General features: G+C 72.0%; 25 protein-coding genes. 12 read left to right on the top strand and 13 right to left on the bottom strand.

Features of this window, described 5'->3' with window-relative positions; genetic code table 11:
- Positions 1–103: 103 nt before the first annotated feature.
- Both folE and ACZ5ID_RS26780 read left to right on the top strand, forming a co-directional pair.
- Positions 104–709, top strand: coding sequence for a GTP cyclohydrolase I FolE (gene folE, locus ACZ5ID_RS26785; RefSeq protein WP_468902795.1), 606 nt, complete (start codon positions 104–106; stop codon positions 707–709).
- Positions 710–789: 80 nt separating this feature from the next.
- Complete coding sequence (locus ACZ5ID_RS26780) at positions 790–1,767, top strand: hypothetical protein (protein WP_468902793.1); 978 nt, start codon at positions 790–792, stop codon at positions 1,765–1,767.
- A gap of 31 nt (positions 1,768–1,798) precedes the next feature.
- Here the strand turns inward: ACZ5ID_RS26780 and ACZ5ID_RS26775 are convergent, their stop codons facing one another.
- From ACZ5ID_RS26775 to ACZ5ID_RS26750, 6 genes are all read right to left on the bottom strand, one after another.
- Entirely contained in the window at positions 1,799–2,284 is a 486-nt protein-coding gene (locus ACZ5ID_RS26775) for a DUF3180 domain-containing protein (protein WP_468902791.1), read from the bottom strand.
- A 52-nt stretch (positions 2,285–2,336) separates the two neighbouring features.
- On the bottom strand, positions 2,337–2,951 hold the full coding sequence (folK, locus tag ACZ5ID_RS26770) for a 2-amino-4-hydroxy-6-hydroxymethyldihydropteridine diphosphokinase (protein ID WP_406551968.1): 615 nt from the start codon (positions 2,949–2,951) through the stop codon (positions 2,337–2,339).
- A complete protein-coding gene (gene folB / locus ACZ5ID_RS26765; RefSeq protein ID WP_101389407.1) occupies positions 2,948–3,307 on the bottom strand; it encodes a dihydroneopterin aldolase in 360 nt (119 codons plus the stop codon). Before folB ends, folK begins: the two co-directional genes overlap by 4 nt.
- Positions 3,308–3,514: 207 nt before the next feature.
- Positions 3,515–3,976, bottom strand: coding sequence for a nuclear transport factor 2 family protein (locus tag ACZ5ID_RS26760; RefSeq protein ID WP_468902788.1), 462 nt, complete (start codon positions 3,974–3,976; stop codon positions 3,515–3,517).
- Positions 3,973–4,938 (bottom strand): dihydropteroate synthase, encoded by a 966-nt coding sequence (gene folP / locus ACZ5ID_RS26755; RefSeq protein ID WP_468902786.1) that lies wholly within the window; start codon positions 4,936–4,938, stop codon positions 3,973–3,975. The genes ACZ5ID_RS26760 and folP overlap by 4 nt, the downstream gene beginning before the upstream one ends.
- A gap of 42 nt (positions 4,939–4,980) precedes the next feature.
- Positions 4,981–5,463, bottom strand: coding sequence for a MarR family winged helix-turn-helix transcriptional regulator (locus ACZ5ID_RS26750; RefSeq protein WP_406551971.1), 483 nt, complete (start codon positions 5,461–5,463; stop codon positions 4,981–4,983).
- A 180-nt stretch (positions 5,464–5,643) separates the two neighbouring features.
- Between ACZ5ID_RS26750 and ACZ5ID_RS26745 the strand changes: the two genes are divergently transcribed.
- Positions 5,644–7,146 (top strand): MFS transporter, encoded by a 1,503-nt coding sequence (locus ACZ5ID_RS26745; RefSeq protein ID WP_468902783.1) that lies wholly within the window; start codon positions 5,644–5,646, stop codon positions 7,144–7,146.
- A 69-nt stretch (positions 7,147–7,215) separates the two neighbouring features.
- Here ACZ5ID_RS26745 and ACZ5ID_RS26740 read toward each other — a convergent pair whose 3' ends face one another.
- Positions 7,216–9,060 carry a phosphatidylglycerol lysyltransferase domain-containing protein gene (locus ACZ5ID_RS26740; RefSeq protein WP_468902781.1) on the bottom strand — a complete coding sequence of 615 codons (1,845 nt, stop codon included), beginning with the start codon at positions 9,058–9,060 and terminating at the stop codon, positions 7,216–7,218.
- A gap of 153 nt (positions 9,061–9,213) precedes the next feature.
- On the opposite strand from ACZ5ID_RS26740, the gene ACZ5ID_RS26735 reads away from it, so the two are divergent.
- Entirely contained in the window at positions 9,214–10,326 is a 1,113-nt protein-coding gene (locus ACZ5ID_RS26735) for an alpha/beta hydrolase (RefSeq protein ID WP_468902778.1), read from the top strand.
- On the opposite strand, the gene ACZ5ID_RS26730 is transcribed toward ACZ5ID_RS26735, so the two are convergent.
- On the bottom strand, positions 10,313–11,464 hold the full coding sequence (locus ACZ5ID_RS26730) for an ABC transporter ATP-binding protein (RefSeq protein WP_468902775.1): 1,152 nt from the start codon (positions 11,462–11,464) through the stop codon (positions 10,313–10,315). The genes ACZ5ID_RS26735 and ACZ5ID_RS26730 overlap by 14 nt on opposite strands.
- 175 nt (positions 11,465–11,639) lie before the next feature.
- Here ACZ5ID_RS26730 and ACZ5ID_RS26725 point away from each other — a divergent pair, with 175 nt between their 5' ends.
- From ACZ5ID_RS26725 to ACZ5ID_RS26710, 4 genes are all read left to right on the top strand, one after another.
- Positions 11,640–12,326, top strand: coding sequence for an ABC transporter permease (locus tag ACZ5ID_RS26725; protein WP_468902772.1), 687 nt, complete (start codon positions 11,640–11,642; stop codon positions 12,324–12,326).
- Complete coding sequence (locus ACZ5ID_RS26720; RefSeq protein ID WP_468902770.1) at positions 12,326–13,012, top strand: ABC transporter permease; 687 nt, start codon at positions 12,326–12,328, stop codon at positions 13,010–13,012. The genes ACZ5ID_RS26725 and ACZ5ID_RS26720 overlap by 1 nt, the downstream gene beginning before the upstream one ends.
- A 69-nt stretch (positions 13,013–13,081) precedes the next feature.
- The gene (locus tag ACZ5ID_RS26715) at positions 13,082–14,065 is read left to right on the top strand and encodes an ABC transporter substrate-binding protein (protein ID WP_468902767.1); all 984 of its coding nucleotides are present in this window, start codon (positions 13,082–13,084) and stop codon (positions 14,063–14,065) included.
- Positions 14,066–14,148: 83 nt separating this feature from the next.
- Positions 14,149–15,159: a hypothetical protein gene (locus tag ACZ5ID_RS26710; protein ID WP_468902765.1), complete on the top strand. Its 1,011-nt coding sequence runs from the start codon at positions 14,149–14,151 to the stop codon at positions 15,157–15,159.
- 89 nt (positions 15,160–15,248) lie between these two features.
- Here the strand turns inward: ACZ5ID_RS26710 and ACZ5ID_RS26705 are convergent, their stop codons facing one another.
- Positions 15,249–16,391 (bottom strand): NADH-quinone oxidoreductase subunit D, encoded by a 1,143-nt coding sequence (locus ACZ5ID_RS26705; RefSeq protein WP_468902762.1) that lies wholly within the window; start codon positions 16,389–16,391, stop codon positions 15,249–15,251.
- Between the two features lie 250 nt (positions 16,392–16,641).
- On the bottom strand, positions 16,642–17,709 hold the full coding sequence (locus ACZ5ID_RS26700) for an SAM-dependent methyltransferase (protein ID WP_468902759.1): 1,068 nt from the start codon (positions 17,707–17,709) through the stop codon (positions 16,642–16,644).
- A 104-nt stretch (positions 17,710–17,813) separates the two neighbouring features.
- Between ACZ5ID_RS26700 and ACZ5ID_RS26695 the strand changes: the two genes are divergently transcribed.
- Together ACZ5ID_RS26695 and ACZ5ID_RS26690 are read left to right on the top strand one after the other, a co-directional pair.
- Positions 17,814–19,028, top strand: a complete 1,215-nt coding sequence (locus ACZ5ID_RS26695; protein ID WP_468902756.1) for a sensor histidine kinase — start codon at positions 17,814–17,816, stop codon at positions 19,026–19,028.
- 64 nt (positions 19,029–19,092) lie between these two features.
- Positions 19,093–19,764, top strand: a complete 672-nt coding sequence (locus ACZ5ID_RS26690) for a response regulator transcription factor (RefSeq protein WP_468902754.1) — start codon at positions 19,093–19,095, stop codon at positions 19,762–19,764.
- A gap of 23 nt (positions 19,765–19,787) precedes the next feature.
- On the opposite strand, the gene ACZ5ID_RS26685 is transcribed toward ACZ5ID_RS26690, so the two are convergent.
- On the bottom strand, positions 19,788–20,102 hold the full coding sequence (locus ACZ5ID_RS26685; RefSeq protein WP_406556808.1) for an ArsR/SmtB family transcription factor: 315 nt from the start codon (positions 20,100–20,102) through the stop codon (positions 19,788–19,790).
- A gap of 123 nt (positions 20,103–20,225) precedes the next feature.
- Between ACZ5ID_RS26685 and ACZ5ID_RS26680 the strand changes: the two genes are divergently transcribed.
- Positions 20,226–21,200 (top strand): quinone oxidoreductase family protein, encoded by a 975-nt coding sequence (locus ACZ5ID_RS26680; protein ID WP_468902750.1) that lies wholly within the window; start codon positions 20,226–20,228, stop codon positions 21,198–21,200.
- 168 nt (positions 21,201–21,368) lie between these two features.
- Here the strand turns inward: ACZ5ID_RS26680 and ACZ5ID_RS26675 are convergent, their stop codons facing one another.
- On the bottom strand, positions 21,369–22,460 hold the full coding sequence (locus ACZ5ID_RS26675) for a DUF5937 family protein (protein ID WP_468902747.1): 1,092 nt from the start codon (positions 22,458–22,460) through the stop codon (positions 21,369–21,371).
- Positions 22,461–22,558: 98 nt separating this feature from the next.
- Here ACZ5ID_RS26675 and ACZ5ID_RS26670 point away from each other — a divergent pair, with 98 nt between their 5' ends.
- Positions 22,559–22,783, top strand: coding sequence for a hypothetical protein (locus ACZ5ID_RS26670; protein WP_468902745.1), 225 nt, complete (start codon positions 22,559–22,561; stop codon positions 22,781–22,783).
- 14 nt (positions 22,784–22,797) lie between these two features.
- Here the strand turns inward: ACZ5ID_RS26670 and ACZ5ID_RS26665 are convergent, their stop codons facing one another.
- Complete coding sequence (locus ACZ5ID_RS26665; protein WP_468902742.1) at positions 22,798–24,033, bottom strand: threonine aldolase family protein; 1,236 nt, start codon at positions 24,031–24,033, stop codon at positions 22,798–22,800.
- Positions 24,034–24,054: the final 21 nt, after the last annotated feature.

The following is a 24,054-nucleotide window of genomic DNA, read 5'->3' as shown; positions in this document are numbered from 1 at the left end:
CGGCTCCCCGGACCCGGAATGCACGCCGCGCCCCCCAGGTTTTAGCCTGTGGGGGCGCGGCGCATTCGTACGTCCGTGCAGAGACACGAGGAACGAGGCACAGATGACCGACCCGGTGACGCTGGACGGCCAGGGCCGTATCGGCGAGTTCGACGAGAAACGGGCCGAGAACGCCGTGCGCGAGCTCCTCATCGCGGTCGGCGAGGACCCGGACCGCGAGGGTCTGCGGGAGACGCCGGCGCGGGTGGCGCGGGCTTACCGGGAGATCCTGGCCGGGCTCCGGCAGGAGCCCGAGGACGTGCTGACGACCACGTTCGACCTGGGGCACGACGAGATGGTCCTGGTGAAGGACATCGAGATCGTCTCCCTGTGTGAACACCATCTGCTGCCGTTCCACGGCGTGGCCCACGTCGGATACATCCCGGCGGACACAGGCAAGATCACCGGTCTGTCGAAGCTGGCGCGCCTGGTGGACGTGTTCGCCCGCCGGCCGCAGGTCCAGGAGCGGCTGACCACGCAGATCGCCGACTCGCTGATGCGCATCCTGGAGGCGCGGGGCGCGATCGTGGTGATCGAGGCCGAGCACATGTGCATGTCGGTACGCGGCATCCGCAAGCCCGGTGCCAAGACGACCACGTCGGCGGTGCGCGGACAGCTGCGGGAGGCGTCGACTCGGGCCGAGGCGATGAGCCTGATACTGGCGCGGTAGACCGCTTGTCTGGGGTGCCCGGTACGTTCCTGGACCAGCGGGAGACTCACTGGTCCAGGAGGGGCGCTGTGGGGTACGGGGTGCCGAGCCGTCAGACGGTGAACGTGGTGGGTGGCCGGGCACGGGCGCGTGACGTCGCGCCGGGTGCCCGCTTGTGGACGCTGGACGGGACGCGCAGTGCGCACACCTCCGTGAGGCAGGTGAGGGCGGCCAAGGCGCGCGAGGTCGTCGATGTCGTGACCGCTCGTTCGACCTTTTCGGTGGCCCCGAGCCTCCTGCTGCGCACTCCCGACGGATGGACGCACGCACGGGACGCCGCGGGGACGGTGCTGGCGTGGACACCCGCGCGCAAGCTGCGCCGGGAGCGGGTGACGATCCGTCCCGGCCGGGAGTTCGGCTACTTCGTGGGAGCGACGTGTGCCGACGGAACAGTCGGCAAGAACTACGTCTCTCTGGTGGTCAACAGCCAGGAGTTCGCCGCCCGGTACGCGGCGGCACTCACCGTCGCCACCGGTCTGGTGGCACGGCTGCAGCCCGTCACGCGACCGTCCGGCTACCTGGGGAGGGACCTGCCCGGGTTCCGGGTGCGCGTCGTCTCGTCGTATCTCGCGGATCTGCTGCGCCAGTACGTCGGTGGCGACGCGCACCATCTGCGCCAGCGTTTTCCGCGTGTCGTCCTGCGCGACCGTGAGGTGTTCGACGGATTCCTCGACGGCTATGCCGACGGCGACGGCTGCCGCGTCCGGCGGTGGCCCGCGCGGGTCGTCGTCAGCGCCAATGTGCCGTTCCTCGCGGAGCTCGCGAACGTGGTGGGGGCACGGTTCACGCCCCGTACCGATGGCCGGGTCTCCTGCCTGGTGCTGAGCGACAGGTGGGCCGCCCGCGGCACGTTCCGCGCCGAGCGGCATCCGCTCGAGCTGAGGGAGTCGGCGTGGACGGAGGTGCGGGAAGTGCGCTGCCGGGCCATGCCCGCCAAGCCCTTCACGCTGTACGACTTCCGGCTGGAGCCGTTTCCCACGTTCCTGGTGAACGGACATCTCGCCCGCCAGGAGTGGTGAACGGCGCCGGGCGCGCCGCTCGCCGGACCCCCTACACCGCCGGAGTGGCCCCCGGCCCCTCGTCCTCGTCGTCCGGGAGTTTGCAGACCCGTTCCAGGAAGAACGCCGCCGCCACCACCGCGATGCCCGCCGCCACCGAGAAGCCGGCGTAGATCGCCTGGTCGCGGCGGGCGGGGATGTCCAGGGAGCCGAGGAGGAAGACTCCCGTCCCTCCGTACATCCCCGAGACCAGGGCGGCCACCAGGGCGCTGGACTGGCCGAAGACCACCGCGCGGGCCGCCATCAGGGGTTCGACGCCCTTCGCGCCGGGGCGGCGTTCGCGCTGGGCGCGCAGGCGGGCGCGGATTGACAGGGCCGTGGCCAGGAGGATCACGGCGATCACCGCGAGGACGATCGGTGCGGCCAGCGGGACGCTCGGCAGGGTGCCCAGGGAGTCCCACAGCCGGGCTCCCGCCCAGGAGAGCACTCCGGCGACGGCGAAGAGTCCCGCCAGTACGCCCAGCCTCAGTTGTTTCACCGAAGAGTGCCCTTCATGTCGCCGTACTTGCTAGCCGTCAGCAGCCTAACGACTACTCGGGCAGGCGGAGTTCCAGGTCGGCGCGCGGCAGGACACCTTCGCGGCCGATCGTGGCGAGCAGGGCGGCGACCGGGCCGTGGCCGGGGACCTGGGCCTCGGGGTCCACGTCCTGCCAGGGGGCGAGGACGAACGCCCGCTCGTGGGCGCGCGGGTGGGGGAGCGTCAGCACCGGGTCGTCAACGACGAGATCGGCGTAGGCAACGATGTCGACGTCGATCGTGCGCGGCCCCCAGCGCTCCTCGCGGACCCGGTCGAAGGCCTCCTCGATGGCCTGGCCGCGCTCCAGCAGGGAGGAGGGCGGGAGGGTCGTCTTCACCACGACCACCGCGTTGAAGTACGAGGGCTGGGAGCCCGGGGCGACGCCCCAGGGCTCCGTCTCGTACACCGGCGAGACCGCCTTGACCCGCAGGCCCGGAGTGTCCTCCAGCGCGTCGATGGCGCCCTGGAGGGTCTCCAGGCGGTTGCCGAGGTTGGAGCCGAGCGAGATCACGGCTCGTTGCGGGTTGGAGAGGGTGACGTCGGCCGCGTCCACCTGCTCGACCACGGACGAGGGCACCGGCTGGACGGTCGGGTCGCTCTGCGAGCTCTTGTGGGAGGACACAGTCATACTCGGCTCCGGGTGATGGTGATGGTCACGTCGTCGAAGGGGACGGTGATCGGCGCGTCCGGCTTGTGGACGCACACCTCCACCTGCTGGACCCCCGCATGCTTCAGACACTGCTGGGCGATGCGCTCGGCCAGCGTCTCGATCAGGTCGACCGGCTCGCCCTGGACGACGTCCACGACTTCCTCGGCCACCACGCCGTAGTGCACGGTCTTCGCCAGGTCGTCGTCGGCCGCCGCGGGGCGGGTGTCGAGGCCGAGCACCAGGTCCACGATGAAGGTCTGGCCCTCTTCGCGCTCCCGGGGGAAGACGCCATGGTGCCCGCGGGCCTTGAGGCCGCGCAGCGCGACACGATCCACGCGAATCACTCCTGCTGTCGTTGGTCGGTCGGGCACCCGCCGCGTGCGGGCGGCTCCGTACCCACCATCGAATCTACCTGCGAGCACTGACAGCGCTCGCCCACGGGGGCTATGGACAGACGGCGTCGGGACTGGTACCCGCCCCTACCCAGACGCCCCTGCTTCAACCCTCGGGAACGGCCTCTTCAGCCGCCGGGGTCCCGGGCTTCAGTCCTCGGACGGCTCGTCGTCGTCCGTTTCGGTCAGGACGGGCGAGCCGTGGTGGGACCAGAGCCGCCAGCCCTCGGACGTGCGGCGGAACACATTGGTGGCGACCACGAGCTGGCCGACCAGCGGCCCGAGCTCGCCGCTCTCCTGGGCGGGGCCGCCGCTGAGGATGTTCTCGGTGCAGGTGACCACGGCGGTGTCGGTGAGGACGACGACCTTCACATCCGTCAGGAAGAACTGGATGTACTCGGTGTTCGCCATGATCAGCGCGTACGAGCGGAGCACCTCGCCGCGTCCGGACAGGACCGGCCAGCCGGGGTGGACGCAGGAGATGGAGGTGTCCCCGGCGTCGGTGGCGCTGAGCCACAGTTCGGAGAGCTCGTCGAAGTCGCCGCGTTCCAGCGTCTCGTAGAAGGCGGTGTTGGCCGCCTCGACCGCCTCGACGTCGGTGCGGGCCGTCACGCGGTCGCCCCGGCGGGCCCGGTGGCAGTGGCGGCAGCGGTGGGGCCGGTGGCCGCGGTGGGGCCCGTGGGGCCGGTGGCCGCCGTGGGGGCGGTCGTCGCGCCCGAGGCTCCCTCGACCGCGCGCGCGACGCGTACGGCGTCGGCCGTGGCGCGGACCTCGTGGACCCGGACCGCCCAGGCGCCCTCGTGGGCGGCGATGGCGGAGACGGCGGCCGTGGCGGCGTCCCGTTCGCGGGCGGGCGGCGGCCCCGAGCCGTCCCCGGCCAGGACATGGCCCAGGAACCGCTTGCGGGAGGCGGCGACGAGCAGCGGGCGACCCAGGGCCCGCAGCTCGGCCAGGTGGGCGACGAGCGCGAGGTCGTGCTCGGCCTGCTTGGCGAAGCCCAGGCCGGGGTCGATGACGATCCGCTCGGGGGCGATGCCGCCGGCGACGACGGCCTCCACGCGCGCGTGGAGCTCGGCGAGGACTTCGGCGACCACGTCCCCGTACACCGCGCGGCTGTTCATGTCGTGGCTGAAGCCGCGCCAGTGCATGACGACGAAGGGGGCCTCGGTGGCGGCGACCACCGGGATCATGTCCGGGTCGGCGAGGCCGCCGCTGACGTCGTTGACGAGCAACGCGCCCGCGGCGACGGCCTGTTCGGCGACTCTGGCGCGCATGGTGTCCACGGAGACGGTGACGCCCTCGGAGGCGAGGCCGCGCACCACGGGCACGACCCGGCGCAGCTCCTCGGCCTCGTCGACGCGGGTGGCGCCGGGGCGGGTCGACTCGCCGCCGACGTCCACCAGGTCGGCGCCCTCGGCGACGAGGTCGAGGCCGTGCTTGACCGCGACCGCGGTGTCGAACCAGCGGCCACCGTCGGAGAAGGAGTCCGGCGTGACGTTGACCACGCCCATCACCGCACAGCGGTCCCACTCGGGCAGCCCGGTCACCGTGCCCCGTCGGCGCAACGTACTCATACGTCCAGCGTAGGCGTCAGCCGGTGCTCCTCGGACCAGAGGTCAGCCGACGGTCCGGGGGCGCGGGCCGGAGCGGGCCGCGGGGCCGGTGAACAGGCGGCGCAGCAGTGCGTGCAGGGCGTCGCGGTCGGCGGTGGCCAGGGCGTCCAGGGCGCTGTGGGTGCCGTGCATCCCGGCCCGTACGGTCTCGACGGCCCGCAGGCCGTCCTCGGTGAGGAGGACGTTCTTGACCCGGCGGTCGGTGGGGCTGGGCTCGCGGCGGACCAGGCCACGGGTTTCCAGGCGGTCCACGATGCCGGTGACGTTGGAGGCGTCGCAGTGCAGCGTGGTGGCGAGGGAGCGCATGGCGGCGGGGCCGCGGCGGAGCACGGTGAGGGCCTTGGCCTGGCTGGCGGTGAGGCCGGCCTCGGCGGCGGCGGTGGTGAAGTCGCCGTAGTAGTCCGCCAGGGAGTCCCAGAGGGCGTCCATGAGCGCGTCGTTCGTCACGGCGTCGGTCACGGCGGCCGGGCGGCTGGTTCCAGACATGGCGCCACCTTACCGCGAGAAACTTGACGATCTCAACCTTTGAGGTTTACCGTCACTCTAGTTGCTTGGGGTAATCAAGCACTTGAGGTACTCAAGTATCGAAGCGGCGCCGGACCGGCGGCGCGGACGAACCGAAGACCTCGGGCAATCCCCTCCCTCCGCACTCCTACGGAAGAAACCGTGACTCCCACACATCACGCGGCGCCCACGCGCCCCACCGGCGGCCCCGCGCTCGTCCTGGTCCTCGGGCTGGCCGCCATGGTCGTCTCGATGATGCAGACCCTGGTCGTGCCGATCCTCGGCATCATCCAGAACGACCTCGGCACCTCCACCGCCAACGTCAGCTGGGTCACCACCGCGACCCTGCTCTCCGCCGCCGTCTTCACCCCGCTGCTCGGCCGCTTCGGCGACATGCACGGCAAGAAGCCCACGCTCATAGGCGTCCTGGTGCTGATGGTCGCGGGCTCGGTCCTCGCGGCCACCACCAGCTCGCTGCTCTGGCTGATCGTCGGCCGCGTCATGCAGGGCGCCGCCACCGCGATCTTCCCGCTGGCCCTCTCGGTCCTGCGCGAGGAGATCCGCCCGGAGAAGCTGCACGGAGCGATGGCGCTGGTCAGCGGCACCCTGGCGTTCGGCAGCGGCCTCGCCCTCGTCGGCGCCGGCCTGCTGACCCAGGGCGACCACCCCGACTACCACCGTGTCTTCTGGCTGGCCGCCGTGCTCGCCGTCGTCGCCCTGGTCGCCGTCGTCGCGGGCGTCCCGGCCTCGCGCCACAAGCCCGGCGGACGCACCGACTGGCTGGGCGCGGCGACGCTCGCCGCCGTGCTGGTCCTGCTGCTGCTGCCGATCTCGCAGGGCCACGAGTGGGGCTGGACCTCCGTGCGCACTCTGGGCCTCTTCGTCGCCTCCGTCGTCATGGCGGCGGTCTGGGTCCTGGTCGAGCGCAAGGTCAAGGCGCCGATGGTGGACATGAAGATGTTCGCCCACCGCCCGGTGCTCTTCACCAACCTGGCCGGTCTGCTGCTCGGCTTCGCGATGTTCTCGCAGTTCATCGGCGTCTCGTACCTGGTGCAGATGCCGGAGAACGTCACGGGTTACGGGTTCACGGCCTCGGTGCTGCGCGCCTCCGTCGAGTACCTGCTGCCCACCACGATCATGTCCCTGGTCGCCGCCCAGGCCGGCGGCATGCTGGTGCGCCGCATCGGCGCCCGCTTCACGCTGACGGCCGGCGCCGCGTTCGGTGTCCTCGGCTTCGCCTGGCTGACCGGCGCGCACGACTCCAGCGCCTCGGTGATCCTGGCCGGCATGGTGATCGGTGTCGCGATCAGCTTCGGTTACGCGGCGATGCCCGCGCTGATCGTGGCGAGCGTCCCGCACCACCAGACGGGTATCGCCAACGGCATCAACTCCATCTCCCGATCGGTCGGCAGCGCGATCGCCAGTGCGGTGATCACCTCGCTGCTCGCCTCCAAGACGATCGAGCACCTGCCGGCCGGGGTGCCCCCGCTGCCGCAGGAGAGCCAGTTCACGCTGAGCTTCGCGCTCGCGGGTGCCGCGTTCCTGCTGGTGGTCCTGGTCGCGCTGGTCGGGCTGCACTCCGACCGCAAGCCGAAGGCCGCGCAGGCGCCGGAGGCGGACGCCGTGGCGGAGAAGGCCGCCGAGCCGGAGACCGCTTCCGCGTAAGACGAGAGGGGCCCGGGGACATGTCCCCGGGCCCCTCTCTCCGTTCTCCGGCCCGCGCCCCTCAGAGGGCTACAGCGCCGCCCGTACCGTCCGCTCCGTCTCCCTCTTCGCCAGGTGCGCGCAGGGGCGCTGGCGGGAGCGGATGAAGCGGGAGAACGGGCGGGGCAGGCCCATGTTCACGAAGCCCTCGGCCTGCATCACCGCGAAGCCGATGCGCGGCAGGTCGCTGTGGGCCCGGTAGACCATGAAGCGCGGCTCCCAGCGTGGCTGGAACTTTGCGTTGAACTTGTACAGCGACTCAATCTGGAACCAGCGGGACAGGAAGACCAGCAGTCCGCGCCAGAGCCGCAGCACCGGGCCCGCGCCGATCTTCTCGCCGCGCGCGAGGGCCGAGCGGAACATCGCGAAGTTGAGCGAGACGTGCTCGATGCCGATCTTCGGAGCGGCCTGGAGCGCGGCGACGATCAGCAGCTCGTTCATACCGGGGTCGGCGGACCGGTCGCGGCGCATAAGCTCCAGCGACATTCCGTCGGAACCCCAGGGGACGAAGTGAATCATGGCCTTGAGGTCGCCGTACGGACCCGGCTCGCCCGGTCCGTCGTCGGCCTTGTGGGCGGTGGCGATCACACAGTCGCCGTCGTCCGGGTCGCCGATCCGTCCCAGCGCCATGGAGAAGCCGCGCTCGGTGTCGGTGCCGCGCCAGTCCTCGGCGGCCCGCCGGACCCGTTCCAGCTCACCTGCGGAGAGATCACGGACGCGCCGTACGCGGGTTTCGTAGCCATTGCGCTCGATGCGCTTGACCATCTGGCGTACGTTCCGCATGGCGCGCCCGGACAGGGAGAAATCCGCGGCGTCCACCACCGCCTCGTCGCCCAGCTCCAGGGCGTCGAGCCCGGTCTCGCGGGTCCACACCTCGCCGCCCGTCTCGGAGCAGCCGACCACGGCCGGGGTCCAGGAGTGGGCCTTGGCCTCGTCCATGAACCGCTCGATGGCGCCGGGCCAGGCCTCGACGTCGCCGATCGGGTCGCCCGAGGCGAGCATCACCCCGGAGACGACGCGGTAGGTCACCGCGGCCTTGCCGCTGGGGGAGAAGACGACCGCCTTGTCGCGCCGCAGCGCGAAGTGGCCGAGCGAGTCGCGGGCGCCGTGCTTGGCGAGCAGGTCGCGCAGCTGGCGCTCGTCGTCCTCGGTGAGCCGGGCGGCCGGGTGCTCGGGGCGGAAGGCCAGGTAGATGGTGGTGATGGCGGTCAGCAGGCCGAGCGCGCCCAGCGAGTAGGCGACGGTCCAGCTGGTGTCGCCCGCGTACTCGACGGGGCCCTCGAAGCCGAAGAGGCCGTACATCACGTGCTGGATGCGGTCGGCGATCGACGGGCTGCCGACGACCCGGCCCGGGTGGACCGAGACGATCACCAGGCCGAGGCCCAGCGAACCGGAGCCGAGCAGGATGAAGTTGGCCAGCGCCTTCCAGCGGCTGCGCGGGTCGGGCAGCGCGGTGAACTCGCTGCGGTGCCTCACCAGCAGGACCAGCAGCGCGATCGAGATCAGTACGCCGACGATCGAGTGCCGGTAGAGGAACTGCGCCACCGCGCCGATCGGCAGCAGGGCGACCGCGGCCCGCCAGGCCCGCCGCTTGCGCCGCTTCAGGCCGTGCGCCAGGAGCAGCAGCAGGACGCCGGTGCTGAGGGCGAGGGCCGCCGCGAAGGGGCCCGTCGTGCCGGGCAGGACCTCGGTGACGGCGTGCATCCGGCTGGCGCGGAAGCGCGGGAAGATACCGGCAGCGATGTTGAGCAGACCGACGAACGTCGCGGCCGTGCCGACCAGTGAAGGAACCGAATCGGGGCGCGGTCCGCGGAGGACTTTGCGCGCGCCGGCCGGAACCGAACCCTTTTTGTCCCCATCTATCCTGACAGACATCGCTTCCGTGACTCCGCGAGAGATTCTGTTGTCCGCCACAGCGACAAGGTCGCCGCTGCGTTCCGGACAATTTGCGCCCTCTAGGACGGCACATCCCGGGGGCGGGTTCCCTCGGTCTCAGGAAAATCTCAGTCAGAAAGTATTCGACGACTCATGGGTCTCACGAGCAACAAGGTTCTGGCGCTCGCCGTCGTTCTGGCGGTGGTGCTGTTCGCGCTCACCATCTGGCTCTGGCCGAAGCTGGCCAACCGCAGCTGGCGGGCCGTCCTGGGCCGGATCGGCCTGCTCCTCGGCACTCAGCTGATGCTCTTCGCCTCGGTGGGCCTCGCGGCCAACAACTCCTTCCTCTTCTACGGCTCGTGGGCGGACCTGTTCGGCCAGGAGAACGGCATGGGCGTGGTCGTCGACCACTCGGCCGGGACCAAGGACATCAAGGTCACGGGGAAGCAGAAGCCCGACACCCCCGGTGCCGGCAACCCCGCCGCGGGGGGTGAGATCCAGAAGGTGGTGGTCCAGGGCGAGCGCTCGAAGATAGCCAGCCCCGCCTACGTCTATCTGCCCCCGGAGTACTTCCATAAGAAGTACGCGAACCAGAAGTTCCCGGCGGCCGTGGTGCTCACCGGCTACCCGGGCACCGCGGAGAACCTGATCAAGGGGCTGAGGTATCCGAAGACCGCGTGGGCGCAGGTGAAGCAGAAGAAGTCACAGCCCATGATCCTGGTGATGATGCGCCCCACGGTGGCGCCGCCGCGGGACACCGAGTGCGTGGACATCAAGGGCGGTCCGCAGACCGAGACCTTCTTCGCCAAGGACCTCCCCAAGGCCGTCTCCGAGACCTACCGGGTCGGCACCAAGCCGCGGAACTGGGGCTTCATCGGGAACTCGACCGGCGGCTACTGCGCGCTGAAGATCGGCATCCACCACCCGGAGTCCTTCGGCGCCAGCGCGGGCCTCTCCGCGTACTACAAGGCCGCGAGCGACCCGACCACCGGTGATCTCTTCCATGGCGACAAGGCCGCGAAGAATCGTTCCAACCTGCTGTGGGCGCTCGACCACACGCCGCCGGCCAAGTCCTCGTTCCTGGTCACCAGCTCCAAGTCGGGCGAGGACAACCTCAAGCCGACGCTGCGGTTCATCGAGAAGGTGAAGTCGCCCGCGCGCGTGTCGTCGATCACGCTCGACAGCGGCGGGCACAACTTCAACACCTGGCGGCGGGAGATCCCGCCGGTCCTGGAGTGGATCAGCGGCCGTCTCAGCGCGAACTGATCGACTCCACTTCCACTTCCGTACGGGGGACTGCCTGGGCGTCCGCGTCGATCGAGCGGCGCAGCGCCTCGTGCAGCCGGGCCGGGGTGAGCACGCCCAGGAAGCGGCCCGTCCCCTCGTGGTCGATGACCGCGATCCACCCCGCGTCGTGCTGGAGCATCGTCGCGAACGCCTGCTTGAGCGAGGCCCCGAGCGGCAGCCAGGCCTCCATCCGGCGGGCGTGCTCGCGTACCGTGCCGCTCTTCGCGCGCGTGGCGCTGTCGGCGGATATCCAGCCGTGCAGCTCGCCGGAGCCGTCCAGGACCACCGCCCAGGGGGCGCCGAGGTCGCGCGGGAGCGGGTCGTCGAGCCGCACCACCGGCGGCTGCTCCAGGTCGCTCTCCTCGATGGGCGTCACCGAGAGCCGCTTCAGGCCCCGGTCGGCGCCGACGAAGTCCGCGACATAGGGGGTCGCGGGGGTGCCGAGCACCGCCGCCGGGGCGTCCAGCTGCTCGATGCGCCCCTGCCCGTACACCGCGATGCGGTCGCCGAGGCGGACCGCCTCCTCGATGTCGTGGGTGACGAACAGGACCGTCTTGCGGACCTGCGACTGGAGCTTGAGGAACTCGTTCTGGAGGCGTTCGCGCACCACCGGGTCGACCGCCCCGAACGGCTCGTCCATCAGCAGCACCGGCGGGTCGGCCGCCAAGGCGCGGGCCACACCGACCCGTTGGCGCTGGCCGCCGGAGAGCTGCTCGGGGTAGCGCGCCCCGTGGACGTGGGGGTCGAGCCCGACGAGGTCGAGCAGTTCGGCGGCCCGCTCACGGGCCTTGGCGCGCTTGACGCCGAGCAGGTGCGGGACGGTCGCGGTGTTCTCCAGGACCGTCTTGTGCGGGAAGAGCCCGACCTGCTGGATGACATAGCCGATACGGCGCCGCAGTTGGACGGGATCGACGGTGGATATGTCCTCGCCGTCCAGGAATATCCGGCCCTCGGTGGGCTCGATCAACCGGTTCACCATCTTCATGGTGGTGGTCTTGCCGCAGCCGGACGGTCCGACGAGCGTGACCAGTTCCCCCTCGGCCACCTCGAAGGAGAGGTCGTCGACGGCGGTGGTGCCGTCGGCGTACCGCTTGGTGACGTGCTCGAATCGGATCATGGTTCCCCATTGTGGCCGGTGGTGAGCGTGGCTGTGTGAACCCCATGTTGCCGCCCTGTGTTCGATACGGGGATCCGCCCTCCGGCCCTCGGTGATTGTCAGTGGCGGGGGTTAGGGTCGCCAGACAGACGTTCGGTCGGGGACTCAGGGGATCCGGCGGGGGAGGTGGGGGACGGTGAGCGCGCAGAACTGCCTGGTGCGCAACGACTGGATCTGCTGGGAGTACGTGCGCTCCCGCAGCCAGGAGCTGACCGATGCCACGGTCCAGCACATCTGGATCACGGTGGTCTCGGTGCTGATCGGGCTGCTGATCGCCTTTCCGCTGGCGCTGCTCGCGCGCGGTCGCAGATCGGTGGCGGGCGCGGTCCTGACCCTGACGACCGTGCTCTACACGGTCCCGTCGCTGGCGATGTTCTCGCTGCTGCTGCCGGTGTTCGGTCTCTCCGCCTCGCTGGTGGTCACCGGCCTGGTGCTCTATTCGCTGACCATCTTGGTACGGAACATCCTGGCCGGCCTCGAAGCCGTCCCGTCCGAAGTCCGCGAGGCGGCCCGGGGGATGGGGTACGGAAGGATACGGCTGCTGTTCGAGGTGGAGCTGCCGCTCGCGCTGCCCGCGCTGCTGGCCGGTGTGCGCATCGCCACGGTGTCCACGGTGGCGCTGACCACGGTCGGCTCGGTGGTCGGCAAGGGCGGTCTCGGCAACCTCATAGGTGACGGCGTGCAGTCCACGTTCAAGGCGCAGGTGCTCACCGCCTCGGTGCTGTGCGTGCTGCTCGCGCTCGTGGCGGACCTGCTGCTGCTCGGCCTCCAGCGCCTGCTCACGCCCTGGACACGGATACGGACGAGGGCGGGGGTGCGCTGATGGGGGTCATGGCCGACGCCTGGACCTGGCTGACGACGGGCTCCAACTGGTCGGGGGAGGACGGCGCCTGGCACCGCCTGGCCGAGCACGCCTACGTGAGCGGGGTGTCGCTCCTGCTGGCGTGCGCGATAGCGCTGCCGCTCGCGCTGTGGCTGGGGCACATCGGGCGGGGCGGGGCGCTCGCGGTCAACATCTCGAACGCGGGCCGCGCGGTGCCGGTGTTCGCGGTGCTGGGCCTGCTGATGCTCACCCCGCTGCGCAAGGAGGGGTACGCGCCGACGATCATCGCGCTGGTGCTCTTCGCGGTGCCGCCGCTGCTGACCAACGCGTATGTGGGCATGCGCGAGGTGGACCGGTCGGTGGTGGAGGCCGCGCGCGGGATGGGGATGTCGGGCGGCCAGCTCTTCGCCCGGGTGGAGCTGCCGCTCGCCTATCCGCTGATCATGATCGGGGTGCGGTCGGCCGCGGTGCAGGTGGTGGCGACGGCGACGATCGCCTCCATGGTGGGCCTCGGCGGGCTCGGCCGGATCATCACGGCCGGGTTCGCCACGTACAACACACCGCAGGTGGTCGCGGGGGCGATCCTCGCCGCGCTGCTCGCGTTGCTGGTCGAGGGCGTGCTCGTGCTGGCCGACCGGCTGTTCAGCCCGCTGCGCGCGGTGCGCGGCCGGAGCACCGCTCCGTAAGCCCCCGGCCCCCGGCCCCGCCGGACCCGGAACACGTCGGACCTACGAACTCTCGGATGGTGAACGTTCATGAGCAAGATCCTGCGCACGGCCGGTGCGGTGCTGGGCACGCTGGCGCTGGCCGGCTCGCTGGCCGCGTGCGGCGGCGACAGCCTGGAGAAGGACAAGGACAAGGGGAGCGGCGGGGCGAGCAGTGGCGGGGGCGGCAAGAAGGGCTCGCTCACCATCGGCGCGGCCGGCTTCACCGAGTCCGCCGTCCTCGCCGAGCTCTACGCCCAGATCCTGCGCGACGCCGGATACAGCACCTCGGTCACCACGGTGAAGAACCGCGAGCTGTACGAACCCGCCCTGGAGAAGGGCGAGATCGACATCGTTCCGGAATACGCGGCTACGCTTACTGAATTCCTCAACGCGAAGGTGAACGGCGAGAAGGCGAAGGACAAGCCGCTCGCCTCCAGCGACACCGCGGCGACGGTCGCCGAGCTCACCAAGCTCGCCACCCCGCGCGGTCTGAAGGTGCTCCCGGCAGGCGCGGCGGTCGACCAGAACGCGTTCGCGGTGACCAAGGAATTCGCCACCAAGAACAGCCTCAAGTCGCTTTCCGATCTGGGAAAGGCGAAGGTCAAGGTCAAGATCGCGGCCGGTGACGAGTGCTCCGTCCGTCCCTTCTGCGCGCCGGGCCTGAAGGCGAAGTACGGCATCGAGGTCGGCGGCGTCGACCCCAAGGGCGTCGGGACCCCGCAGTCCAAGCAGGCCGTCAAGGACGGCGTCGACCAACTGGTGCTCACCACCACGACCGACGCCACCCTGGACCAGTACGGTCTGGTGTTCCTCGACGACGACAAGAAGCTCCAGAACGCGGACAACGTCCTTCCCGTGGTCAATGCCAAGGAAGCGGGCGGCCAGGAGATAGCCGACGCGCTCGCGAAGCTCACCAAGGCGCTGACGACCAGTGATCTCGTCGATCTGAACCGCAAGGTGGACGCCGAGCGGGCCAAGCCGGCCGATGTCGCCAAGGACTATCTCCAGTCGAAGGGACTGCTCCAGAAGTAACGAAAGGGCGCGGTTGGGAGAAGATTCGGAAGATTGGCGGGCTGGGGCTCCATTGGGCGTCTACGCACGGTAAATTTCAGGCCATGCCACGTGGACGCCACCGCCATTCCCCTCCTCTGCACAGGCTCCTCCCTCCGTCGGCCGTCGCCGGCGCCGCGGTCTTCTGCGCCGGTGGCGCCTGGCTGTTCGATCAGCCCATGGCCCTGCGTGGCCTGGCCGCCGCCGCCGCGGTGGCGGCCGTCACCGGCTCCGTGCTGATGCGCGGCTGGGACCGGGCCGCCGGGCGCCGGGTCGCCGAACTGACCCGCTCGCGCGCCGCCGACCAGTGGCGTACCGAGGAGCGGATCGCCGAACTGGAGGCGGAGCTGGAGGAGTCGCGCGAGCTGCGCGGCCGTCTGGACGCCAAGCTCCGTGCCAAGCGCATGGAGCTGGCCGGGCTCCGCGGCGAACACGCGGCCCTGCTGCGGCGTTACGCGACGGCGGAGACCGAGCGCGCCAGCGCCCTGGAGGGCCGCCGCAAGCTCGCCCTGGAGGCCGGCGCCCCCAAGGCACTGCCCGCCTCGGCCAGTACGCCCACGCCCGCCGCCTACGCCGCTGCCTCCCGGGCCCTGGAGAACCTGCCGTACGCACGGCGGGCCCAGGAAGCACGGGCCGCGGCGCGCCCGTCCGCCCGGCAGCCCGAGGGCAACGAGGCACCGGGCCCGCGGGAGCCGCAGGAGGCACAGGAGCCGCAGGGGAAGCGCGCGGCGGCCGACGGGAACGGCGAGCACGCCCGTCCGTCGTCCGCCGCCCTTCCCGCGCTGCCGGCCGCGCCCAAGCCGGTCGCGGCGGCGGTGGTTCCCTACGTCGCCCGTCCCGCCGTACGGCCCGAGGGCAGCTTCGACTTCTTCGGCACGGCCGCCGAGAAGGAGGCCGTCGAGGCCGCGATAGAGGCCGCCGCGGAGGAGGACCTGGCCGACGTGGTCGGCGAGGAGGTCCTGGCCGAGCGACCGCACACCGGCCCCGAGCGGGTGGTGGGCAAGGTCATCGACCTGACGGCGCACGACGAGACCGAGCAGCTGGACGTGGTGGGGCTGCGGACGGCGATCTCGTAACGCCACCGGCGGGACGACCGAAAGAACGTCACGAAGGGGCCCGGCGCCGACGCGCCGGGCCCCTTCCCCGTTTCCCCGTTCCCGTGCGCCTACTTGTCGATGTCGCCGACGACGAAGAAGAGCGAGCCGAGGATGGCGACCATGTCGGCGACCAGGGTTCCGGGGAGGAGTTCGGTGAGGGCCTGGATGTTGTTGTACGAGGCCGAGCGGAGCTTGAGCCGGTACGGGGTCTTCTCGCCCTTGCTGACGAGGTAGTACCCGTTGATGCCCAGCGGGTTCTCGGTCCAGGCGTAGGTGTGGCCCTCCGGGGCCTTCAAGACCTTCGGCAGGCGCTGGTTGATCGGCCCGGGCGGCAGCTCGGCGAGCCGGTCGAGGCAGGCGGCGGCCAGCTCCAGGGCGTTGTGGGTCTGGTCGAGCAGTACCTCGAAGCGGGCCAGGCAGTCGCCCTCGGTGCGGGTGACGACCCGCAGGGTGTCCTGGAGTTCGCCGTACGCGAGGTAGGGCTCGTCGCGGCGCAGGTCGAAGTCGACGCCGGAGCCGCGGGCGATGGGGCCGCTGACGCCGTACGCGTGCACCGCCTCCTGGGACAGCACGCCGACGCCGCGGGTACGGCCCCGGAAGATCTCGTTGCCGAGGACGAGCCGGTCGTACACGTCCATCCGCGTGGTGGCGGCGGCGACGGCGTCCCGGGCGCGGCCGAGCCAGCCGAGCGGGAGGTCCTCCTTGAGGCCGCCGACGCGGTTGAACATGTAGTGCATACGCCCGCCGGAGACCTCCTCCATCACGTGCTGGAGCTCCTCGCGCTCGCGGAAGGCGTGGAAGATCGGGGTGATTCCGCCCAGTTCGAGGGGGTACGAGCCCAGGAACATCAGGTGGTTGAGGGCGCGGTTCAGCTCGGCGAGGAGGGTACGGGTCCAGACGGCGCGCTCGGGGACCTCCATGCCGAGCATGCGCTCCACGGCCATGACGACACCGAGCTCGTTGGAGAACGCGGAGAGCCAGTCGTGGCGGTTGGCGAGCATGACGATCTGCCGGTAGTCGCGCGCCTCGAAGAGCTTCTCGGCGCCCCGGTGCATATAGCCGACTACCGGTTCGGCGTGCTGGATGCGCTCGCCGTCGAGGACGAGGCGGAGGCGGAGCACGCCGTGGGTGGAGGGGTGCTGGGGGCCGATGTTGAGCACCATGTCGGTGCTCTCCGCCGCGCCGCCGATGCCGACCGTGGTCTCCGTCATGGGCGACAGTATCCCCGCCCGGGACGGATTCCCCCCACCCCACCCCACCCCTCCCCGAAACCCTCCGGGGCGAGGCGGACCGGCCACCCACCCGCAGGCACAAGACCGGCCGCGCCCGGAGGTGCCTTCAAGGGGCGCGGGGAACTGCGCGAGCAACCGGGGCCGGTCCGCACCCGGCATTCGGCCTCAGCAGGGGCGCGGGGAACTGCGCGACCGGCCGCCCACGGTCCGCAGACGAAGCCCGGGCAGATCAGGGGCGCGGGGAACTGCGCGACCGGCCGCCCACCCAGTCCCGCACCCACCAGAAGTCCCCCAGCCCACCCCTCCCCACCAGCTCCGCCGCCTCCCCCGCCCGTGCCAGCGCCCTGACGTAGGACGCCGGGTCCGTCGTCGCCAGGGACAGCGGCGGGCGCTCGCCCGAGACGCCCAGGGACGTGAGCGCCTCGCGTTGGGAGACGAGTTCCGCCCGGGGACCCGCGCAGGCGTCCACGGCCACATGCGCCGTGATGTCGCACGTGCCGTCGGGCACCGGGGCGACCTCCCGGCCGCCCCGGAACCCCGTCAGGGAGCCGTACCGCGGGCGAGCGGACGCCACATGCCCGTAGTCCACCGCCACCGCCAGCCCCTCCGCCAGCGTCGACACCGCCGCCGCCCACGCCTCGTCCCGCGGACGCCCCACCTCCGCCCGCTCCCCGGGCTCCCGCAGCGGCCACCACCGCTCCAGCCAGCGCGCGTCCGCGCCGGAGACGGGCGCGCCGAGGCGCTCGGTGCCGTCGGGGCGGACCAGGACCTCGCGCGGGACACCGTCGGCGTCGGCCTCGGCCACGTCCACCGGCACGTTGTCCAGCCACTCGTTGGCGAACAGCAGGCCCCGGACGCCGGCCGGCGGCTCCGGGAGCCAGGTGATCCGCCCGTCGAGCCCCGGCGGACGCGCCGCGCGCTCCACGGCGTACGCCCGTACGGGGAATCCGGCGGGCAGCGCCGCCAGTACCCCGCTGACGAGCTCCCCGCGCCCCGCCGCCATGTCGACGAACGCCACCTCGCCGCCCCCGGGCTCGCCGGCCAATTCCCCGGCCACCTCCTCAAGGAGGCGGGCCACGGCGCCGGCGAAGAGCGGTGAGGCGTGGACGGAGGTACGGAAGTGACCCGCGGGGCCCTCGGGGCGCAGATAGAAGCCGTCGGGGCCGTACAGGGCCCGCTCGGTCGCCGCCCGCCAGCCGGACCAGCCGGGTGCGCCGGCCCCGGACCGACCGGACCGCTCGTCCGCCGCCCCGCCGTCCCGCCCGCCACCGCCGCCGTCGCCCGCCTCGTGGTTCACAGCAGAAGGCTAGGCGCCCTCCACCTTGGGGAGTACGCCCCGGTCACCCGGATCGACCCTCCGGTTGACCCTTGCACCGATCCGGCATCCCTACGCTGGGTTACGTGCAACGCCTCTACGACTTCATCCGCAGACACCCCACCGCGGTCGACACCCTCTGGGCCGTCTTCCTCCTCGGGATCTCCGGCATGTCGTTCGTGTCCAGCGGGGTCGGCCACGGCTCGACCGCGGCGGCCCTGCTCATCGCCGTCGGTCTGAGCGCCGCCGTGGCGCTGCGCCGGCGCGCTCCCGAGAAGACGCTGGTGCTGGCGACCGTGCTGGGCGTGGCACAGCTGGTCCTGGACGTCAGTCCGAACGTGTCGGACTTCGCCATGCTGGTCCTGATCTACACCGCCGCCGCCGTCGGCGAGCGCTGGGCCTCACGGCTCGCCCTGGCGGGCTCGCTGCTCGCGGCCGTGATCGCGATGCTGCGCTGGCCCGACTACAACGACGGCGGCGACGGCGGCTCCGGCCCGGGCCAGATCATCTTCTTCGCCGTCGTGATGACGGTCCCGTTCCTGCTCGCCTGGGTCCTGGGCGACTCGATGCGTACCCGCCGGGCGTACTTCGCCCAGCTGGAGGAGCGCGCCGCCCGTCTGGAGAAGGAGCGCGAGGCGCAGGCCAAGGTCGCGGTCGCCGCCGAGCGCGCCCGGATCGCCCGCGAGCTGCACGACGTCGTCGCCCACAACGTCTCGGTGATGGTGGTCCAGGCGGACGGCGCCGCGTATGTGATGGACAGCGCGCCCGACCAGGCGAAGATCGCCCTGGAGACCATCTCGATGACCGGCCGCCAGGCGCTCGCGGAGATGCGCCGCCTGCTGGGCGTACTGCGCACGGGCGAGCACCGGGAGGCGGGGGAGTACGTGCCGCAGCCCGATGTCGAGCAGATCGAGGAGCTGGTCGAGCAGGTGCGCACCGCCGGGCTCACCGTGGACTTCAAGATCGAGGGCACCCCGCGTCCGCTGCCCAGCGGCGTCGAGCTCACGGCGTACCGGATCGTGCAGGAGGCGCTGACCAACACGCGCAAGCACGGCGGCCCGGAGGCGGGCGCCAGCGTCCGCCTGGTCTACTTCGACGACGGCCTCGGCCTGCTGGTCGAGGACGACGGACGGGGGGCGGCGCACGAGGTGTACGAGGACGGCGGCGCGGACGGCCAGGGGCACGGTCTGATCGGAATGCGCGAGCGCGTCGGCATGGTGGGAGGCACCCTGGACGCGGGCCCGCGGCCGGGCGGCGGCTTCCGTATCAGCGCCCTGCTGCCGCTGAAGCCCGCCACGTAGTTTGCGTACGCCCGAGGGGTGCCGTACGCCGAAATCCCCGTACGTCGTGATGGAGAGGGACCCGATGACGATCCGCGTGATGCTCGTCGACGACCAGGTGCTGCTGCGCACCGGCTTCCGGATGGTGCTCGCCGCCCAGCCGGACATGGAGGTCGTCGCGGAGGCGGGCGACGGCGCGGAGGCGATCGAGATCCTCCGCGCGACCGCCGTGGACGTGGTGCTGATGGACGTGCGCATGCCGCGCCTGGACGGGGTGGAGGCGACGCGCCGGATCTGCTCGGCCCCGACGCCGCCCAAGGTGCTGATCCTGACCACCTTCGACCTCGACGAGTACGCGTTCTCCGGCCTCAAGGCGGGCGCCAGCGGGTTCATGCTGAAGGACGTGCCCCCGGCCGAACTCCTCGGCGCCATCCGCTCGGTGCACAGCGGCGACGCGGTCGTGGCGCCCTCCACCACCCGGCGCCTGCTCGACCGGTTCGCCCCGATGCTGCCGTCGACCGGCAAGGAGCGGGGTCCCGGCGGTGCCATGGACCGGCTGACCGAGCGCGAGCGCGAGGTCATGCTGCTGGTCGCGCAGGGCCTCTCGAATGGCGAGATCGCGGCGCGGCTGGTCCTCTCGGAGGCCACCGTGAAGACCCATGTCGGCCGGATCCTGACGAAGCTGGGGCTGCGGGACCGGGTCCAGGTGGTCGTCCTCGCGTACGAGTCGGGGCTGGTGCGGGCCGGCGGGCTCTGAACCGCCGGCTGGCCCGCCCGTCCTCAGTCGACGCTCAGGACCAGGTCGAGCAGGCCCGGGAAGCGCTGGTCGAACTCCTCGCGGCGCAGCCGGTTGATCCGCTTGGCGCCGTCGTCGCGCTGCTCGACCAGCCCGGCCGCGCGCAGCACCGAGAAGTGGTGGCTCAGCGCCGCCTTGCGCACCGGTACGTCGAAGGAGCCGCAACTGCGCGTCCACTCCTTCGACCCGGCCAGCTCGCGCACGAGCTGGAGGCGGACCGGGTCGCCGAGCGCGTCCAGGGCCGTGATCAGGGGGACCTTGTCGGGGTGGGTGTGTTCGGGTGCCGCGCGATGGTTCATCGGAGTCCTTCCTTCCGGGGCCGGGCACGGCGGTCCGCCCTTGCCCAGTGTTCGGCAATGGTCGTACACTCCTGGGTGTTCGACTTTCATTGAACACTTTAGGTGTCGAGGGGGCCCCGCGTCATGCGTGCGATTCAGGTCAGCGAGCTGGGTGGTCCGGAAGTACTGCGGCCGGTGGAGACGGAGGCGCCCCGGCCCGGCCCCGGTGAGGTCGCCGTCGACGTCGTCTGGGCCGGGGTCAACTTCGCCGAGGTGAAGGCCCGTTCGGACGGCTACCGGGTCACGTCCCTGCCGTTCGTGCCGGGCCTGGAGGTCTCCGGGCGCGTACGGGAGCTGGGCGAGGGCGTCGTGGGGCTCGCGGTCGGGCAGGAGGTCGCCGCGATGTCCGAGAACGGCGGTTACGCGGAGGTCGCGGTCGTCCCGGCCGCCACCGTCTTCCCCGTCCCCGAGGGCGTCGGCCTGCGCGCCGCCGCCACGCTCCCCACCGTCCTGCCGACCGCGCACGCGCTCATCCACGAGGTGGGGCGGCTGCGGGCCGGCGAGACCGTCCTGGTCCAGGGCGCGGCGGGCGGCGTCGGCACGGCCGTCGGCCAGATCGCCCGCCTCGCGGGCGCGGGCGCCGTCTACGGAGTGGTCTCCAGCCGGGCGAAGGCCGCGTACGCGCGCGAGCACGGGTACGACGACGTGTTCCTCACCGAGTCCTTCGCCGAGGACGCGCGCCGGGCGACCGGGGGCCGGGGCGTGGATCTGGTCCTCGACCCGGTCGGCGGCGAGTCCCTGCGCCGGGGCCTGGACGCGCTGGCGCTGTACGGGCGGCTCGTCTCGTACGGCAACGCGGGCGGTGAGGGGCCCTGGCGGGTCGGGCAGCCCGAGCTCTACCCCGGCGCCCGCTCGGTCGCCGGCTTCTCGATCCTGGGCCTGGCGTCGGCCGCCCCGGCCGCCCTGCGCGAACTGGCGGCACGCGCCTTCGCCCTGGCGTCGGACGGAAGCGTGAGGCTCCCGGTCACCGCGGAATTCCCGCTGGCGCAGGCGGCGGAGGCCCACCGCCTGATGGAGAGCCGCACCTCCACGGGGAAGCTGCTGCTGCGAGTGGGGTGACCGGGGCGCTTACCAGGGGCGCGGGGCCCTCATGCGAGGCGGCAACCACTGGGGGCGCGGGCACCCGGCGTGATGCGGCAGCCCCTAGGGGCGCGGGGAACTGCGCGACCGGCCACAGACGGCCCGCAGACAAAGCACAACCCGCACCGCACCCGCACCCCACCTCCCTCAGCGCAGCACCCCCTCCAAAAAGTCACTGCCCAACCGGGCGACAACCGCGACATCCAGCTGATGCAACACGTACCGCCCCCGCCGCTGCGTGGTGAGCAGCCCCGCCTTCTTCATCACCGCGAGATGGCGCGACACCTCCGGCGCGCTGATCCCGTACGCGTCCGCCAGCTCGCCGGTCGTGTACGCCCCCCGCGCCAGGCTGCGGCACAACCGCATCCGCATCGGATGCGCGACGGCCGCCAGCCGTGCCTTGACCACGCCCCCGACCGGCGCCGCCCCGTCCAGCTCCCCGGTCGGCACCGGGTACTGGACGACCGGCTGCCACCCCGGCGCGTGCAGCGCGAACAGATGCGGCCGGCCGAAGGCGGTGGGGATGAACGTCAGCCCCGTGCCCACCGCGCTCGTACGCCCGTGGGTCAGCTTGTCCACGACGATCCGGCTGCCCTGGCCGTCCTCCTCCAGCACGACTGCGGGGGAGACAGCCGCGACCGCCTCCGCCAGGCCCTTGCGGCGCAGGAGCTCCGTCTTGTGCCGGGAGTCGGCGGCGAGCTGCACCCGCACCCGCTGCCAGGTCTCGGCGAAGAACGCGGCGTCGCACTCCTCGAAGAGTCTGCGTATCCACGCGCGCGCCCCCGGCGGGTCGACCAGCATCCGCTTCACGAAGGCGGCCCGGCGCGGTCCGCGCGCGGCGGCCAGGTCCAGGGCGCGCTCCCGCATCCGGGCGTCGACCAGCGGCGAGGGCGCCCCCGTGTCGTAGAGGCTCGCGCAGGAGATCTCCAGCGCCGCCGACACGTACTTCTCGTCGTCCATCCGGTCGAGGTCGTCCAGCTCCTCGGCCAGCGTCTCGCGGGGGCGCGAGGGCAGCAGGATGTCCGAGCGGGTGGACCGCCACAGGAAGTCCGCCTCGTGCAGCCGGTCGGCCAGCTCCGGTTTCAGTCCCGCCGCCGTGGTGGTGGTCCAGCCGTGCAGCCGGGTGTGGTGCGCGGGCTCGGAGAGCGCGTGCAGGGCGGCGCCCAGCTCCGCGAGCGGAGAGGGCCCGAAAGTGATCCGCTCCGGGGGCAGCCCGGTGACGTCGATGCACACGCTCATGGGCCCATGGTGCACCGGGCCACCGACAGCGCCCCCGTCATTTGACGCCCCTGGTCAATCGGCGCGACGGACGGCCGCGACCGGCGCAGCCTGGATGCATGGACGCCATTCAGCAGCACATGCTCGACACCTACCGCGCCGCCCGTCTCCACCAGTCGCCGCCCCCGCTGCCGGGCACGCACGACATCCGCACCCTGCGCGAACTGCGGGACTACCGGCGCTTCGAAGCGGTCCTCGCCGGCCACCTGGCCCACGGCCGCCTGCGCGCCGCCCTGGCCCGCCTCCTGCCCTCCCCCCGCCCCCGCACCCCCGCCTGCCGCTGAGCGGCCCCGGCCGCCTAGTCCGCCCCCTGGGCCAGCCTCCGTACGAACTCCGCCGCCGCGTCCCGTACGTCCTCCGCCGACCACGAAAGGGCCGGCTCGGTCACCGTCAGTTCGGTGTACGCGACCCCGGGCGGGCCGGCGGGCGCGGGGAACCAGCGGCGGAAGAGCGTCACACCCGTCTCCTCGGACTGGCCGAGCCCGGCGTCGTCCAAAGCGTCCGCCTCGTACGGAAGCCACACCTGGAACTGATGGGTGTGCGGCACCCCGGGGTTGATCCGGAACCACGGCACGCCCGCCTTGCCGAAGCCGTCCGCCAGCCCCTGCGCCACCACGCGCGCGTGGGCCACGTACGCGGGGAGCTTCGGCAGCACCCGGTCGAGGCCGACCAGCGCCGACAGGGCCGCCGGATACTGCTGGAAGAGCTGGCCCCCGTACCGGTGGCGCCAGGTGCGGGCCTCGTCGACCAAGGACTCCGGTCCGACGAGGGCGGCGCCCGACAGGCCCTCCAGGGTCTTGTAGTACGACACGTAGACGCTGTCCGCGAGACGCGCGATCTCCTCCAGCGGACGCTCGAAGTGCACGGCGCACTCCCACAGCCGCGCGCCGTCGAAGTGCACCACCGCATCCCGCTCCCGGGCCGCCTCGACCACATCGGTCAGCTCCTGCCAGGTGGGCAGGACGAACCCGGCGTCACGCAGCGGCAGTTCCAGCATCAGCGTGCCGAACGGCTCCTCGAAGTCCCGGATCTCCTCCGCCGTGGGCAGCCGGGGCGCCGTCGTGGGGTGGACCGTGCGCAGACCGCTGACCGTGCCGAAGGCACGCCGCTCGTGCACCTCGGGGTGGGCGAGGGGGTGCAGCGCCACCGTCGCGTTGCCGGTGCGCCCCGCCCAGGCGCGCAGCGCGGCCTGCTGGGCCATGGTGCCCGTCGGGAAGAAGGCCGCCGCCGGGAAGCCCAGCAGGCCGGCGGTGCGCCGCTCCAGCTCGGCGACCGGGCCGTCCCCGTAGAAGTCCGGCATCTCGGTGGTGTCGTAGACCGCGCGCGCGTCGGCGGCGAGGGCCGTCAGCCGCTCACCCATGCTGAACTCGCCCGGCATCCGGCACAGGGTGCGCTCCGAGGCGCGCCACGCCGCGATCCTGCGGCGGCGCGCGTCCTGCCCGGCCCCGTCGCCCCGCGGACCGTTCCCGCCCGGAGCGTCCCCGCCCCGCCCGTGCCCCTCTGCCAGATCTTCCAGACCTTGCTGATCTTCCATGGTCCGATCATCACCCACAGC

This window comes from Streptomyces sp. NPDC031670, assembly GCF_055580545.1.
This window is presented reverse-complemented; position numbering and strand designations above follow the sequence as displayed.